This window comes from Falsigemmobacter faecalis, from assembly GCF_003863335.1.
Taxonomy (GTDB): Bacteria; Pseudomonadota; Alphaproteobacteria; order Rhodobacterales; family Rhodobacteraceae; genus Wagnerdoeblera; species Wagnerdoeblera faecalis.
On record NZ_RRAZ01000019.1, the window covers coordinates 1 to 15,365 of the forward strand.

The 15,365-nt window shown below is 60.2% G+C and carries 11 protein-coding genes and 4 pseudogenes; 3 read left to right on the forward strand and 12 right to left on the reverse strand.

Annotated elements, in window-relative coordinates; translation table 11 throughout:
• The first annotated feature begins 150 nt into the window (after positions 1 to 150).
• Both EG244_RS13255 and EG244_RS13260 read left to right on the forward strand, forming a co-directional pair.
• Positions 151 to 1,257, forward strand: a pseudogene (locus EG244_RS13255) (IS3 family transposase).
• Positions 1,258 to 1,597: 340 nt separating this feature from the next.
• Complete coding sequence (locus EG244_RS13260) at positions 1,598 to 3,166, forward strand: PucR family transcriptional regulator (RefSeq protein WP_124965475.1); 1,569 nt, start codon at positions 1,598 to 1,600, stop codon at positions 3,164 to 3,166.
• Positions 3,167 to 3,206: 40 nt separating this feature from the next.
• On the opposite strand, the gene EG244_RS13265 is transcribed toward EG244_RS13260, so the two are convergent.
• The 9 genes from EG244_RS13265 to EG244_RS13305 all read right to left on the reverse strand — a co-directional run bounded on the left by EG244_RS13265 (position 3,207) and on the right by EG244_RS13305 (position 12,688).
• The gene (locus EG244_RS13265; protein WP_124965476.1) at positions 3,207 to 3,959 is read right to left on the reverse strand and encodes a fumarylacetoacetate hydrolase family protein; all 753 of its coding nucleotides are present in this window, start codon (positions 3,957 to 3,959) and stop codon (positions 3,207 to 3,209) included.
• Positions 3,960 to 3,985: 26 nt separating this feature from the next.
• Entirely contained in the window at positions 3,986 to 4,804 is an 819-nt protein-coding gene (locus EG244_RS13270; protein WP_124965477.1) for a sugar phosphate isomerase/epimerase family protein, read from the reverse strand.
• Positions 4,801 to 6,009, reverse strand: a complete 1,209-nt coding sequence (locus tag EG244_RS13275) for a UxaA family hydrolase (RefSeq protein ID WP_124965478.1) — start codon at positions 6,007 to 6,009, stop codon at positions 4,801 to 4,803. The genes EG244_RS13270 and EG244_RS13275 overlap by 4 nt, the downstream gene beginning before the upstream one ends.
• 14 nt (positions 6,010 to 6,023) lie before the next feature.
• The gene (locus tag EG244_RS13280) at positions 6,024 to 6,311 is read right to left on the reverse strand and encodes a UxaA family hydrolase (protein ID WP_124965479.1); all 288 of its coding nucleotides are present in this window, start codon (positions 6,309 to 6,311) and stop codon (positions 6,024 to 6,026) included.
• Positions 6,311 to 7,924, reverse strand: a complete 1,614-nt coding sequence (locus tag EG244_RS13285) for a dipeptide ABC transporter ATP-binding protein (protein WP_124965480.1) — start codon at positions 7,922 to 7,924, stop codon at positions 6,311 to 6,313. The genes EG244_RS13280 and EG244_RS13285 overlap by 1 nt, the downstream gene beginning before the upstream one ends.
• Position 7,925: 1 nt before the next feature.
• Positions 7,926 to 8,738, reverse strand: coding sequence for an ABC transporter permease (locus EG244_RS13290; RefSeq protein ID WP_124965526.1), 813 nt, complete (start codon positions 8,736 to 8,738; stop codon positions 7,926 to 7,928).
• Positions 8,739 to 8,761: 23 nt separating this feature from the next.
• Positions 8,762 to 9,733 (reverse strand): ABC transporter permease, encoded by a 972-nt coding sequence (locus EG244_RS13295; RefSeq protein ID WP_124965481.1) that lies wholly within the window; start codon positions 9,731 to 9,733, stop codon positions 8,762 to 8,764.
• 109 nt (positions 9,734 to 9,842) lie between these two features.
• Positions 9,843 to 11,408 (reverse strand): ABC transporter substrate-binding protein, encoded by a 1,566-nt coding sequence (locus EG244_RS13300; protein ID WP_124965482.1) that lies wholly within the window; start codon positions 11,406 to 11,408, stop codon positions 9,843 to 9,845.
• Between the two features lie 44 nt (positions 11,409 to 11,452).
• Complete coding sequence (locus tag EG244_RS13305; protein WP_124965483.1) at positions 11,453 to 12,688, reverse strand: M20 family metallopeptidase; 1,236 nt, start codon at positions 12,686 to 12,688, stop codon at positions 11,453 to 11,455.
• Positions 12,689 to 13,079: 391 nt separating this feature from the next.
• Here EG244_RS13305 and EG244_RS13310 point away from each other — a divergent pair.
• Positions 13,080 to 13,387 (forward strand): annotated as a pseudogene (locus EG244_RS13310) (transposase); the annotation flags it as partial.
• A 125-nt stretch (positions 13,388 to 13,512) separates the two neighbouring features.
• Here EG244_RS13310 and EG244_RS13315 read toward each other — a convergent pair.
• The 3 genes and pseudogenes from EG244_RS13315 to EG244_RS13325 all read right to left on the reverse strand — a co-directional run.
• A pseudogene (locus EG244_RS13315) lies at positions 13,513 to 14,063 on the reverse strand (transposase); the annotation flags it as partial.
• Positions 14,064 to 14,066: 3 nt separating this feature from the next.
• A pseudogene (locus EG244_RS13320) lies at positions 14,067 to 14,703 on the reverse strand (IS481 family transposase); the annotation flags it as partial.
• A gap of 323 nt (positions 14,704 to 15,026) precedes the next feature.
• Complete coding sequence (locus tag EG244_RS13325) at positions 15,027 to 15,365, reverse strand: indolepyruvate ferredoxin oxidoreductase subunit alpha (RefSeq protein WP_124965484.1); 339 nt, start codon at positions 15,363 to 15,365, stop codon at positions 15,027 to 15,029.

A 15,365-nucleotide genomic window follows, 5' to 3' on the forward strand; every position in this document is an offset into this window, starting at 1 on the left:
CAATGATTTTTCGCTACCGCAAGCAATTTAGTAGGTCCTGAGCCTGGCTGAGAGAGGAGCGGAAACGGATGAAGGCGAGCAATTTTTCGGAGTTCGTAGGGACCGGGGCCCCAGTGGGGCCGCGTAAGCCCGTAGAACCAGAAAGCGTTCATCATCAAGCAGGGTGAAGAAGGAACTCCGGTTGCGGAGATCTGCCGTAAGGCAGGGATCAGCCAGGCGACCTATTTCAATTGGAAGAAGAAGTATGCCGGCCTTTTGCCGAGTGAGATGAAGCGCCTGAAGCAACTCGAAGATGAGAATGCGCGACTTAAGAAGATCGTGGCGGACCTGACGTTAGATCGGGAGATGCTACAGGACGTGATCCGGCGAAAGCTCTGAAGCCTGGTCGCATGCGCGAACTGGTTCGCGGGATGTGCAGCGATTGGGCGGTGTCGATCCGACAGGCTTGTGGGGCCATCGGATTTGATCGCTCGACGTTCCACTACCACTCCCGCCGCACCGATCAGGCAGCTGTCGCAAAGCTGATCAAAGCGATCTGTGAAACTCGTGTTCGATATGGCTATCGACGCGTTCATGTCTTGTTGGCCCGTGAAGGCTGGGGCGTCAATGTCAAGAAAGTCTGTCGCATCTACAAGGAGTTGGGCATGCAACTCAGGCACAAGACGCCAAAGCGCCGGGTGAAGGCAAAACTGCGCGATGATCGTGCTGTCGCCGTTGGGCCGAACGAGGTCTGGGCGATGGAGTGAGGAGGATAACAAAACAGTCCGGGGGACTGTTTTGCCGACGAACGTGCACGATCAATTGGCGACGGGCAGGAAACTGAGGGTCCTGACTGTCGTAGACACCTTCTCGCGCTACGTGCCGGTTCTGGACGTCCGCTATAGCTACCGCGGCGAAGATGTGGTCGCGACGCTCGATCGCGTCTGCCGCGTCACCGGGTATCCCAAAACCATCCGCGTGGACCAGGGGAGCGAGTTTGTCTCGCGGGACATGGACCTCTGGGCTTACCAGCGCGGGGTGGTCCTTGACTTCTCCCGGCCCGGAAAGCCCACCGACAACGCATTCATCGAGGCATTCAACGGCAGGTTCAGGGCCGAATGTCTGAACCAGCACTGGTTCCTGACACTTGCGGACACGGCAGAAAAGTTGGAGGCTTGGCGTAGATACTACAACGAGGAACGGCCACACGGTGCGATCGGCAACAAGGTCCCGATCATGCTGACGAAATCAGGGGGTGTCATCAGCCCGTCACCCTGAGCGAAGCCGGAAAACTCTGCCTCCGGGCGGTCCATAGTTGGGTAGCGGATCAACAACAACCGGGCGCAAGTCGCGGCCGGAGGAAAGTTCAGTGGCAGGTCACAGCGTCTCCGCGATAAGGGGAAGCCCCATAACGTCGTGATCATTGCAATCGCCAGGCGGCTCGTGGCGATTGCGAATGCCATCCTCAAATCAACACAGAGATGGAGCGCCTGATCCGGAGAGAAACACAGTTGCCAGGCTCAGCCTGTTACTTTTTGTTAACGGACTGACTGGAACCGGAGCCCTGACCAAGGCAGGTTATATCTGCACCTGAGGGAGGGCGCGCGCAGTGCTTCGTTTGAACGATATCTTGAAATGGGAAATGCTGAAGGGCAGCCATATCCTGGCCGGCGACAGGATGATCCGCAATGCCGTGAGATCTGTGACGGTGCTCGATGCCCCGGATGCTATGAACTGGGTCAAGCCACAGGAGTTTGTTGTCACGACGACCTTTCCGCTACAAAGCGACCCAACAGCCCTGGTGGCTTTGCTTGAAGGGCTTTCGCAGCGCAGCGCCGCAGGGCTTGGGGTGAAACTCACCCGTTATTTGCGGGACATCCCTTCAGAGGTCCTGCGCCGCGCTGATGACCTGGGCCTCCCGATCATCTCCCTGCCCGGATCCCTGGCCTGGAGCGATCTGATCCACGCTATTTTTTCCCGGCTGCGCGACAGCGCTGAAGACGCCGAGCTCGGCGTACTGTATCGCACATTCTCGCAGTATCGCAGCCTTCCTGTCAGCTTTGAGGCGATTTCCCATCTGTTGGGGGATTTTCTTCGCGCGCCCTTCCTGCTGCTTGCCGAGACAGAAAGCGGCACGCGCGTGACCGATCGCGGTCTTTCTTATCAGCAACTGTCAGAGTGGCGGGCATTGCTCACGACTTCGGAACATATGCCTTCAGACGGGCCTGATGCAGGACCTAAGTCCCTCCGACCCGACGGATTGCCTTTGATTTCCGTGCGCGAAAAACTCTCTTCAGGGGCAATGGCGCTGGTGGCGATTGAATCCCCCGACAGCCCTGCCGCAGGACGGACTGATCTGGAATGTCTGCGTCTGGTTCGGCCTCTTTTGCAGGAACTGCTGCGCAATGAAGCGGACCAGTCAAAGCTTCAGAACTCCCGGCTGAACCCGTTCGAGCGCGCCTTCGCGGAAGTCGCGGATCCCTCCGTGTCTCTTCCCCTGCGCGAAGAGCTTGCCCGGTCCGTTAACACCTCTGAGAGCCGCTGGCGTTTCATTGAAGCGAGGCTCTTTCTGCACGACAGGCAGAAAGAGCCGATCCTCGATTTTCGTCTGCAGCAGTACATCCGGCGCCATGAGCTTTGCTTCTGGAGCAATCATGCCCAGGACGGGCATTACCGATTTGCTCTCTGCGCGAGGCAGGAACTGCAGGTGGATGAGGCCATTCTGCGCGGTCTGACGGATCTTTTTACCCGCCATTGCAGCGGCGCAGAGGCGCCGCAGTTTGCGCTTGGTGTTTCCCGGCCAGGCGCTTTTCGCGATGCCCTGTCCCTGATGCACGAAGCGGAAACTGCCCTCGCGCTTGGTTCCCGGCTCAGCGGGCCCAACCGGATGACGAACTACCGCGACGTTCTTTTAGCGGATGTGCTGAGTGATCCGGCGGTGAAAACCGCACTGCACCAGGCCTTTCATGCCGAGCTTTCGCCGCTTGAGGGCGCGGCAGAGTTACGCGAAACGCTGCGGGTGTGGCTTGATGAAGGAGAGAGTTTAAGCCGCACAGCCGCACGGCTCGGGCTCCATGTCAATTCGGTCCGCCACCGGCTGGACCGCACCCGCCGTCTTCTGGGCTTTGCTGATTTCAGCACCGCTGACAAAGTCAGATTGTTTCTGGCGCTGCACCTCCGGCCCTGAGCGTCCGCGCAGGGCATCCACCCTGCGCGGCTGATATCTGTCAGACGACCGTGTTTACAAGGGTGCCGATGCCGGAAATCTCCACCTCAATGCGGTCCCCGGTCTTCATCGGGGCCACGCCCGAAGGGGTGCCGGTGATGATCACATCGCCAGGTTCAAGCGTCATTATACCGGAGATGAATTCCACGATAAATCTGGTGGGGAAGATCATATCGGCGGTGGTGCTGTCCTGACGAACCTCGCCGTTCTGCAGCAGGCGGATCGTTTGATTGTCGGGATCGAGATCCGTCTCGATCCAAGGGCCCATGGGCTTATAGGTATCAAAGCTCTTGGCGCGAGTGAACTGCTTGTCTTTGAGCTGTAGATCGCGGTTTGAGACATCATTGGCGCAGGTGTAGCCCAGAATATAGCCATCGACCTCCGCAGCAGAGATATTACGGGCCCGCTTACGGATCACAATCCCGACCTCGGCTTCGAACTCAACGCGCTGCTCATGGCTGTCGAGCACGATTACGTCCTCTGGCCCGATGATCGCCTGGGGCGAGCACATGAACAGCATGGGCTCTTCGGGCAGAGCAAGGCCGGATTCACGCGCGTGCAGCACGTAGTTCAGACCAACACAGACCAGTTTGCCCGGTTTGACCGGCGCCAGCAGTTTCACATCTGTACGCGCAATGGGCGCGCCTGTCGGGGTCAGCGCTCCATAAGGCCCCTCGGGCAGGCACCGCAGGGTTTCGCCCTCAAGGATGCCCCAGTTTTCAGCGCCATTATGGCTGTAGCGAATGATCTTCATGATAATGCCTGTCTGTCAGATAGAGATTAAAGGCCGCGCGCGGCGCGGTATTCAGCGAGCCAGCGGGCCGACTGCCGCATGGCGCTCATTGCGTCGGGGCTCTGGAAATGCTCGGCGGTGATCCAGCCGTCGAAGCCGGTCGCACGCAGTTCATCAAGCGCTGCGCCAATATCCCAGGTCCCCTCCCCGCAGGCGAGGCGGTCGCTGTCGGTAATGTGGTAATGCCAAAGTCTGTCGCCTGCCGCCGCGAGGCTCTCAGCATGGGCCTCACCCTCAATCGTGATATGCGCCATATCGAGCATCAGCCCGACATTCGGACGCGCGACCAGATCGGCGAAGTCGCAGGCCGCAGCCGTGCTCGTGAGGTAATTGGCGTAGAGATGATTGACCGGCTCCAGAACCACCCGCGTGTCCGGCCGGGCATCGGCAACAGTCCGGAAGGCATCGAGGATGAGAGCTTCGGTCGCATCTGCCGGCACGTCATCACGGTAGCGGCCGCGCAGACGCCCGACGTTGACCATGGCCCCAAAACGCGCCGCGAAGTCCATTGCAGATAGCATCCGCTCAATGGCTTCCGCGCGCCGGGCCGGGTCCGGGTCGGCAAAGGACAGCAGGTCCTCACCATAGACCTCGCCGGTGCAGACGGCGGGCATTTCCAGACCAGCGGCCCGGATCTGTGCTTCAAGGCGGTCGTGATCGAAGGCCCGCGGATCGCGGACCAGAAGTTCGACCCCGGAAAAGCCTTCTGCCGCGATTGCGGCGAAAGCATGCTCCGGGTCACCCTGAATGGCCGTGACCTTTGCAGGAGCAACCTCAGGGGTGGCATACATATAGGCAAGTTTCATGCGAGGAACCGGAAGTCGTTGCGTTTTTCCAACTCGGCATGCAGCACTTCTTTGCGCAGCACCGAGACATTCGGGATGGCGAACTCCTGAATGGCGAAATATTCCGCCTTGCCGTGTTCACCGCGGGCGGTGCGCATCACGAGATCGACCAGTTCTTCACCAACCTGCTTCAGCGTTTTCGTCCCTTCAAGAACGTCGCCGGCGCTGATGTCGATGTCATCGGGCATCTCACGCAGGACGCGGTTGTTTGATGCCACCTTCAGCACCGGCGCCACAGCAGAACCCGAGGGTGTGCCCTTTCCGGTGGTGAAAAGGACCATATGCGCGCCCGCGATAACTTTTCCGGTGACCGATGAGATGTCGTAACCGGGGGTGTCCATAATCACGACGCCCTTTTCGCGCGGGGCCTGGCCGTAGTCGACCACCTCCACGATGGGGCGGGTGCCGGCCTTGTAAATGCAGCCGAGCGACTTCTCCTCGATGGTGGTCAGACCCCCTTCGATATTGCCGGGCGAGATGAAGACACCGCTGTCATCTTCGGTGCTCATTGAGAGCTCAATCTCATAGGCCTTGATGCGGCGCATCAGGCTGTCGCGCACTTCCTGAGTGCGGCCGCGCCGGTAGAGCACATTCTCCGCCCCAACCATCTCAGTCAATTCTGACAGGATCACCGTGCCGCCCGCATCGACGATGATATCGGCCGCCTCGCCAACCGCCGGATTGGCGGTAAGACCGGAAAACGCATCCGAGGAGCCGCACTCCAGCGCGATGATCAGTTCGGACAGATCGCCCTCCTCAGCGGGCTGAGCCGCCAGCTCGGCTTTCATCCGGCTGACGATCTCCACCCCGGTCTCAGACGTGGTGCGGGAGCCGCCCGCTTTTTGCACCACCAGCCGCTCAACCGGACGACCGGAGGCTTTGATGGCGTCAAAGACCTTTGAACCAGAGGCGGTTTCACAGCCCAGACTGACCACCAGAACGGCGCCGACATTGGGGTGCAGACCATGGCCGATAAAGGCTTCTTCCGTCGTGCGGTTTTCCTCGACGTCAAAGGTGCAGCCATAGGGATGCATGAAGGTGGCAGCACCGGTACGGTTGGAAATTTCCATCGCCACCCGGTTCACACAGGCCACGGTGGGAATGATCAGAACGTGGTTGCGGATGCCGATGCGCCCGTCAGGGCGGCGATACCCCTGGAATTTCATGGCGTCTCTTCCCTTCAGCCGAAGCGGCGGGCTTTAATCCCGCGGCAGTTGTGAATGTGAACATGGGCACCGGGGGCGATGTCTTCGGTCGCTTCCCCGATCACTTCGCCGTATTTCAGGATCGGCTGATGCGCCTCGATGGCACAGACAGCCAGCTTGTGACCCGCGGGCATATCGCTCAGGGCCGTGATCTCGCGCGGATTGCCCTGGCCGGTGATCAGGACCGCGCTTCCTGCGGACACGCCGGCAGTCAGCGTGGCGACATGATCCGACTCGCGGATCCAGATAGCAGTAACGGACATCAATTGAACTCCCTCTCAGTCTGGCTGAACAGCTGTGGGATCGCTGCCAGCAGGGTCCGGGTATAGGTATGGCGCGGTGCGCGCAGAACCTCGTGGCTGGGGCCGGTCTCGACGATTTCGCCACGCTGCATGACGGCGAGCTGGTCACACATCCGGGCCGCAACACGCAGGTCATGGGTTATGAAGAGCATGGCAAAGTTCAGCCTCTTTTGCAGGCTTTCAAAAAGATCGAGCACCTGAGCCTGGACTGAGACATCAAGCGCGGAAACCGGTTCATCGGCCACGATCAGCTCCGGATCCATCGCCAATGCCCGCGCAATGCCCACACGCTGGCGCTGGCCGCCCGAAAATTCATGCGGATACCGTCGCGCAGCTTCTGCGCGCAGCCCCACGAGTTCCAGAAGTTCTTCCGTGCGTGCCCAGGCTTGCGCGCGAGGCACGCCTTTGGTGATCGGGCCGATGGCGATCGTCTCGCCGATTGATATCTTCGGGTTCAGCGAAGCGAAGGGATCCTGGAAGATCATCTGCACCCGCCCGTCAAAGCGATGGGCCACCAGCGGCCGGCCCTTGACGCGCAGGCTGCCGCCATCGGGTTTTTCCAGCCCCACGACCAAACGGCCGAGGGTGGACTTCCCCGATCCGGACTCGCCAACGATCCCGATGGTCTGCCCTGCCGCCAGGCTCAGCGAGATGCCCTTCAGCGCCTCGACCTGCCGGGGAGCGCGGAAAAGCTTACCTGGCAGACTGTAAACCCGGCGCAGGCCCTCGATCTCCAGCAGTGGTGCGCCGCCCGGATCGGGGCGTTGCTGCGCGGTCCCTGTGGGGATCGCATCAATCAACTGGCGGGTATAGGCCGAGGCCGGGTTGCGCAGCACCTGGGCGGCAGGGCCGGCTTCTTCAATAAGGCCCTGGCGCATGACGATAACGTCATCTGCGATCTCGGAGACCACGCCGAAATCATGTGTGATAAACAAAACGCCGGTGCCGCGGCGCTTTTGCAGATCTGCGATCAGGGCGAGGATCTGCGCCTGTGTCGTCACATCCAGCGCCGTCGTCGGCTCATCGCAGATCAGAAGTTTCGGCTCCAGCATCATCGCACAGGCGATCACCACGCGCTGGCGCTGACCGCCGGACAGGCGAGAAGGATAGCTGTCGCAGATCTCTTCAACCCGCGGCAGGCCGACATCATTCAGCGCCGCAAGGGCGCGGGTGCGCCGCTCTGAGGCAGGAAGATCAAGGTGGATCTCCAGCACTTCTTCCAGCTGTGCGCCAATTTTCATCAACGGGTTCAGCGCGGCCATCGGTTCCTGAAAAACCATACCGATTTCGGCGCCGCGCAGGCGGCGCATCGCAGTCTCAGGAAGCGTCAGAAGATCGCGGCCCTCGAACAGGATGCGTCCCGCCGCAGGACGAAGATGCGGGCGGGGCAGCAGGCCGATGACCGCGTCTGCGATCGTGGATTTTCCCGAGCCGGATTCGCCAACGATGCACAGAGTACGCCCGGGATAGAGCGTGAACTCTGCCCCTTCAACCGCCAGCGGACGGTCGGCGCCAGGCGGCAGGGCAATGTTCAGACCTTCAACGGTGAGAAGCGGGGTGAGGGATGCTGTCATATTATCTCTTCCCCGACTGACTGCCGAGTGCGTCATTGAGAGCCTCGCCGAGGACATTGAGCGCGAGCACGGTCACCGCAATGGCAAGCCCCGGAAATGTCGCCATCCACCAGGCCTGCCGCAGCACAGTGCGCGATGCGCCCACCATAAAGCCCCAGCTCATTCGGTTCGGGTCGCCCAGACCAAGGAAGGAAAGGCTCGATTCCAGCAGGATCGCGGTTGCCACCATAAGAGAACCCATCACGATGATCGGCGAGGCGACATTGGGAAGGATCTGGCGAAACATGATGCGCAGGCTGCTCTGGCCCTGAAGCTGGGCCGCATAGACAAAATCGCGACTTCGGAGCGAGAGAAACTCGGCCCGCACCAGACGCGTCACCGGCGGCCAGGAGACGACTCCGATCGCAAGCACGATCGAACCGGCAGAAGGCTGAAGCACTGCGACCAGCACCAGCGCCAGCGCAAATCCCGGCACAACCTGAAAAATTTCAGTAAATCGCATGAGCGCGGCGTCAACACGCCCACCCGCATAGCCCGCAACCGCGCCGATCAGCACCCCGATTGAGACGGCCACGGCGGTGGAAACCAATCCGATCACCAGGGAGACCCGCCCTCCCCAGATCAGACCGGCGAGAATATTGCGCCCGTTTGTATCGGTCCCCAGCGGGAAGCGCAGATCCCCCGCCGGTCCGAGGAAAGGTCGCCCGCCCATGGCCCAGGGGCCTTTGGGATAGATCAGAGGCGCAGCGACAGCGAGTGCGACAATGACCAGAAGGACCAGTGTGGCCAGCCAGACATCCGCTCGCGAGAACATTTTGTGCAGAAGGTTCGGCCGGGTCACAGGGCAATCCTCGGGTCGACAAGGGTATAGATGATATCGGTGATGATGTTGAAAATGATGGCCAGTGCCGCCGTGATCAGGAATGCCCCCAGCAGAAGGCTGTAATCCCGCTGCATCAGGGCATCGAACATCAGCCGCCCCACGCCAGGCCAGGCGAAAACCGTTTCCGTCATGATCGCCCCGCCGACCATATTGCCGGCCTGCAGGCCCGCCAGGGTGACCACCGGCAAAAGCGCATTGCGCAACACATGGCGCAGCTGGATCCGGGTCTCGCCCGCTCCCTTGGCACGGGCCGTTTTCACGAAGGCCATCTGCGACATGGCGATCATATTGGCCCGCGTCATGCGGGTATAAATCGCCACATAGAAAAAGGAGAGCGCCAGCGTCGGCAGCACCAGATGGCGCATACGGTCCAGGAGTGCCTCTAAGCCGTGATAGTCGGCACCGATGCTCTGATAACCAAAAGCTGGCAACCAGCCGAGCCGGATCGAGAAGATCAATACCGCCATCAGCGCCAGCCAATACATCGGCGCGGCATAAAAAATCAGCGCCAGAAAACCGATCAGCCGGTCCGTGAGGCTGCCGGGCTTGCGTGCGGCCAGCACGCCCAGCGTTACCCCCACGACAAGCGAGAACACAAAGGCGCATATCGTCAGCACGAGGGTGGCGGGCAGACGCTCCAGGATCAGGCTCGCGACGCTTGCCTGCTGACGGTAGGAATAGCCCAGATCAAGCCTGGCGATGCCAGAGATATAGATCCACCATTGTTGCAGGATCGGCAGATCGAGCCCGTATTGCAGCCGGACGACCTGTAGAAATTTCTCGTCCACGGCTCCCGCTTCACCCGCCATAACGGCGGCCGGATCGCCGGGCGCGGCGCGGATCAGGAAGAAGTTGAGGGTTGCAATCGCGAAAAGGGCGAGAATCCCCTGACAAATTCTGCCGATCAAAAAGCTGAGCCGGTTCACACCGTCTTCCTTATCTGCACGTCGTCGTCAAAGTGCCCTCGGGACCTGTCAGGGCCCGCAGGCAGCGGGTCACGGGCGGCGCCGCAAATCGCGCGCCGCCCGCAGCAGATCACTCAATCCGGGCGCGGCCGAGGCTGTCGTTCAGCCCCACGGCGGAAGAGATCAGGTTCTTGATGTTTGCGCGGTGGATGGTCGGCCAGATCATCTCAAAGAGCCAGGCGAGCGGCACCTCTTCGGCGATCAGCGCCTGAGCGTCCTGATAGATCCTCGCGCGTTTTTCTTCGTCCACTTCACGCGCACCGGCATCAAAGAGTGCGTCGAGATCAGCGTTCGAGAATGCAGAAACGTTGTTCCAGGGCGAGCCCTTGATGATGTTGGAGGTCGTGTAAAGACGCGCAACGCCGAGCGCCGGATCACCGTATTGCGACATGTAAGAGAAGGCGATGTCATAGTCTTTATCGCCCAGACGCTGGTTCCAGCCCGCCACATCGGTTGCGGTGAACTCAACGTTAATGCCTGCTTCCGACAGGTTCTCCCGGGCGATCTCGGCCAGGCGCTGCCAGGTTTCACCATAGGGCAGCGGCAGCAGGCGGATCGGGCTGCCGTCGTAGCCTGCCTCTTTCAGCAGCTCTTTGGCTTTCTCCACATCGCGCGGGTATTGCCTGATGTCTTCGGTGTAATATTTCGTCGAGCTGTTCCACGGCGAGGGGGCCACTTTGGCATAGCCGAAGAAAGCGATGTCGCGCATGGCTTCGCGATCAAGCGCGAACATCAGCGCCTGACGCACGCGCTTGTCGGAGACCCATTTCGAGGTATTGTTCAGCCACAGGAAGCATTGAGAGCCCTGAAATTCCCAACCCTTGGTGGTGATCTCGGTATTGGGCAGCTGCGACAGCCGCTCAATGTCAAAATACTCCACCGAACCGCCGGGCAGGACATCAACCTTGCCGGTCTCATAGGCGGTGGCGCGGCTGGCGCCATCGGGGATCACGTGGAAATAGACGGCTTCGATGCTGGGCAGACCCTCTTCATGATACTGCTCATTTGCGACGAGCTTCAGGAAAGAGCCCTTCTGCCACTCAGCAAATTTCAGCGGACCGGTCCCGATTGGGGCCGAGTTGACCGGGTTGCCGGCGTAATCCGTGCCCTCATAAAGATGCTTGGGCAGCATCGGCATCGAGCCGACTTCGAAGCTCTGGATGAAGGGCGCAAAGGGGTGCTTCATTTTGAAGTCCACCTTGTAGGGCCCGTCTGCGGTGATGCTTTCGACCGCCGTCAGGAAGTTGCGAACCCGCGGGTGGGTTTCACGCAGCATCTTATCAAGGCTGAAAACTACATCTTCCGAGGTGAACGGCTTGCCGTCATGCCACAGAACGTTTTCTTTCAGCTTGAAGCTGTGGGACATGCCGTCAGCGGCAGACTCCCAGCTTTCAGCCAGCAGCGGATGGGGTTTCAGATCAGCGTCAAAGCGCAACAGTCCTTCAAAGATATTCCCCCCGACCATCTGGCTGGGAACGTTCTGAAAGATGCCGATCATGATACCCGGAGGCTCGGGCTGCACGACCACATTCAGCACTCCGCCCTTCGCCTGAGCGGCAGCCATCAAAGGAACACCGCTCAGTACCGCAGTGCCGGAGGCCGTTGCAGCCAGCTTTAAAAAGGCACGTCTGTCCATATTGATCTCCTGTTGGTGAAAGTCCCCGTTTTGCCGGGGATCGCTTAAATATCGGCCGCCACTGCAGACCGGGTTACCGGCCGGTACAGAGTGAAAAGTCGGATGGCGATTTCGCGGTACAGGCTCACTGCGGTCTCCAGAGCCTCAACGCTCAGACTTTCGTCGGTCTGATGAGCCTCGGACGGCTCGCCCGGCCCGATGATGACGACAGATCCGCCCAGATTTTGCAGGAGAGACGCATCCGTGAAATAGCTCGCGCCCCCCGCTGCCACTTCGGGCAGGCCAAGAGCGGCGCAGGCTTCCGCGACAGCGCGCAGGCTCAGATCATCCTCCGGCGTGTCAAGCGCCGGCAAAGAGGCAATAACCTCAAAGCTGATCCCGGCGCCCGGCTGCTGAGTGCACAGATCACGAGCAAGATCCCTCGCAATGCCGAGAACGCGCTCGATATCCTGCCCGGGCAACGTGCGGATATCGAATTCGGCGATGGCAAAATCAGGGATAACATTGGTCTGCACGCCGCCTTCAAGCCGCGTCAGACAAAGTGTCGTGCGATCGAGCTGCGGGTCACTCCCCAGCCCGGCCAGCGCGTCGCGCAGAACTGCCGAGAGATTAGTCAGCAGATCAATTGCATTAATGCCCATCTGGGGCATCGAGCCATGACCTGTCCTTCCCCGTGCCGAGACACGCAGCCAGAGGGCCCCTTTGTGGCGGCGCACGATCCGGTTGTTCGTTGGCTCGCCGATGATCATGACATCAAAGCGCGGCAGACTACCGTCTTTGACCATCAGCGCCGCCCCCTCAGAACCGGTTTCTTCGCCAAATGTCAGTGCATAACTGAGCCGTCCGGGAAACTCCCGCTGATCTGCGAGATCAAGAAAAGCTGCCAGCATCGCGGCGTTGCCGCCTTTCATATCCGCAGCGCCACGCCCGCAGAGGCGCCCGGCGCGCACCTCCGCGCCGAAGGGATCACAGCTCCAGGGCTTAGCCCCCAGCGGGACAGTGTCGATATGACCGCAGAATACAATATGCGGCCCCGGTGTCGCACCATGACAGGTGGCAATAAGATTAGCCCTCCCATCCCCGGCCGGGTGAACGCGGATATCTGCCGCTTTCGCGGGAAGCAGCCCGGCCAGTTGTTCTGCAAAGGCCTGTTCGCTCCCGGTGAGGGCGACTGTCTTCCGCTGAATCATCCATTGTGCCCATGCCAGCGCCCCCTCGGGCGCGACCGAAGCCGCGCGGGCTGCAGGGGTCTGATCTGAGTTGGGCGAATAGGCGGTCAAACTGGCTCCCCCTGACGGACGTACAATCAGAGTGAGCCGGGAAGACTGAGGCGTCTATTGGAAATTTCGACAATCTACTACGGTCTGAAATGTAGGAATCTCTAATTCAAAAGGGAATGTTCGTATTGCAACCTGGACCATCGCCCGGATTTTTTTTCCCGCGATCTTTGATGAAGTCGCCAAGTCCTTGTGCAGCCGGCATATTTGATTGCCACCTCGGATCTGTGCGCGATGAGCACTTAACCAAACCAAAAGAAAAATTGCAGCATTGGCAGGCCAATGAATTGCGCTTGCCAGGCCATAGGCTTGGGCAGGCTGCTGAAAAAGTCAGGCCTGGACGCTGTTTGAGGAACATGGGTCACCCTTCGCCCCTCAAGTGCGGGGGATGGTCATGCGTGGAGCCGACGAAGCAAGCGGGTCGTTGTTCAGCCAGATCGATCTGGAAGCGCGGTTTCCTGCGGCCCTCCTCTGCGCAGGATCCGGCAGGTGGTGAATGCGGCTCTGGTCAGCCTGGATGGCGCATTGGCAGCTCTCTACACCGACTTCGGCCGCCCCTCGATCACGCCAGAGCGGCTGATCCCGGCAAGCCTGCTTCAGATCCTCTTTTCGAGCCGTTCAGAGCGGCAACTCATGGAACAGATGGAATATAACCTTTTGTTCCGCTGGTTTGTGGGTCTGGGGATTGATGACCCGGTCTGGGGTTGACCTGCCACTGAACTTTCATCCAGCTGCGACTTGCGCCCGGTTGTTGTTGATCCGCTACCCAACTATGGACCACCCGAAGGCAGAGTTTTCCGACCTTTAAAGTGAGGCCCTAATCCGGATCACCCGAGGCTGGAGTTTTGGGGTGTTTGGCCGGGGCTCGGGCCGGAAGCGGGCCCCGGATTTTCCAGTTCGCAGGGCGTCTTATCGCCAATGGCGCCATGCGGTCGTTCGGTGTTGTCGTCGCTCAACCAAGTCCCCATCTTTTCCTTCGCATCTGCAAGCGTCATGAACCAGTGAGCGCTGAGACACTCCGCGCGGAAGCGGCCGTTGAACGTGAGGAGGGATTAGGAAACAGCCCGGGGCACTGTTTCCCCCGACGCAGGATGAAGGCGTTATCGATGGGCTTTCCGGGACGTGAGAAGTCGAGGGTGACCCCCTTGGTACAGGCCCGGAGATCCAGGTCGCGGGAGATGAACTCAGATCCCTGATCGACCCGGATCGTCCTGGGGGAGCCGCGTTCAGCACAGAGCGGCTCAAGGGTCTCAACCACATTCTCAGCCCGATAGCTGAAGCGCGGATCAACGACCGGCGAGAAGCGCGAGAAAATATCGACAACGGTCAGAACCCTGATCTTCCGGCCTGTCGCCAACTGGTCATGGACAAAGTCCATGGTGTTCAGTCCCTGCATCTGGTGGATCGGACTGAGGATGAAACGTTCCGGCTCTGAAGTCCGGATTTTGCAGATGTATTCGTAAGGCGTCAGGCCGTTCAGGGTCTTCAGGCGGCGTGCGTAGTTATAGGCAGCCATGTCGTCGCCAAGGTGCGCCCTGAGTTGCTGATGATCCTGATAGTGGAAGCGCTTGACGTTCAGCAGGAAAACGATCCCCCGGATCGTTTTCTGATCCTCCTCATACCTCCGCCGTCTGCACCTCGGCTATATCGATGTGGAAGAAACCGATCGGGGTGCGCTTGAACTTCTGCCGTCTGGGCTTATCGCTGCCGACATCCTCCAGCTTTGAGATCCCGTGGCGCTGCAAACACCGATGAAGAGCCGACCTGCTCAGATGCGGGATGCCGGGCTGGAGGGCATAGAGACAATCGTCCAGGGGAAGCAGAGTGTGGCGCCGGAAGGCCACGACAATAGCCTCTTCTCCCTCGGTCAGAACGGTCGAACGGGGCTCCTTTGGCCCCGTCTTCTGAACTTCAACGGAGGATCGCTTACGCCATTTGGCGACAGTCTTCGGATTGATCCTGATTCCCTGCTCAACTCCGCGAGCACTCAAGCCTGCCTTTGAACCAATGGCAGGCAGGCTTTCGTCTTGCGATCATTCAGGCCTGCCGTTGCGCCGATGGCGGGCAAGCCCTCATTATTGCTGCTCGGACAGCGGGCCCTCGCCATGGTCACTCGAACCAGTGGCGTGCCATGGCTCGATCGGCGCGCTTCCATGACGAATTTGTCCCATAGGACATCCTTCCATTCCCTTGAAAAGATCTCACCATCAAACCGTGGAATCAAACACATAGAGAACAGGGGGGCTACTGGCCCTGGCCGGTCAAACTGCAGACAGCCGCCTCCATACCCTTCGGGGCAGGATCGCGGCGGTCTTCGACACCAGAAGAATGCGGCCCGGCGTCAGACGGAGGGTGCCGCATCCTTTGCCGGCCAGGTCCGAACCGCTTCGGGATCGCGGCGCGGGGCCATGCCGCGCCGCCAGCCGCCGGGGCTTTCGGTGCCGCCGTCCCCGGCAAAGGCCTCGCGGTTCAGCGCCTCAAAGATCTGCAGATCGGCGGGCAGTTCATCGGCGTAGCGGATCGCATCAACCGGGCAGATGCTTTCGCACATGCCGCATTCAATGCATTCATCGGGGTGGATGTAGAACATCCGCTCGCCTTCATAGATGCAGTCGACCGGGCAGGAGGTGGTGCAGATGCCGTCTTTGATGTCGATGCAGGCCTCGCCGATCACCAGCAT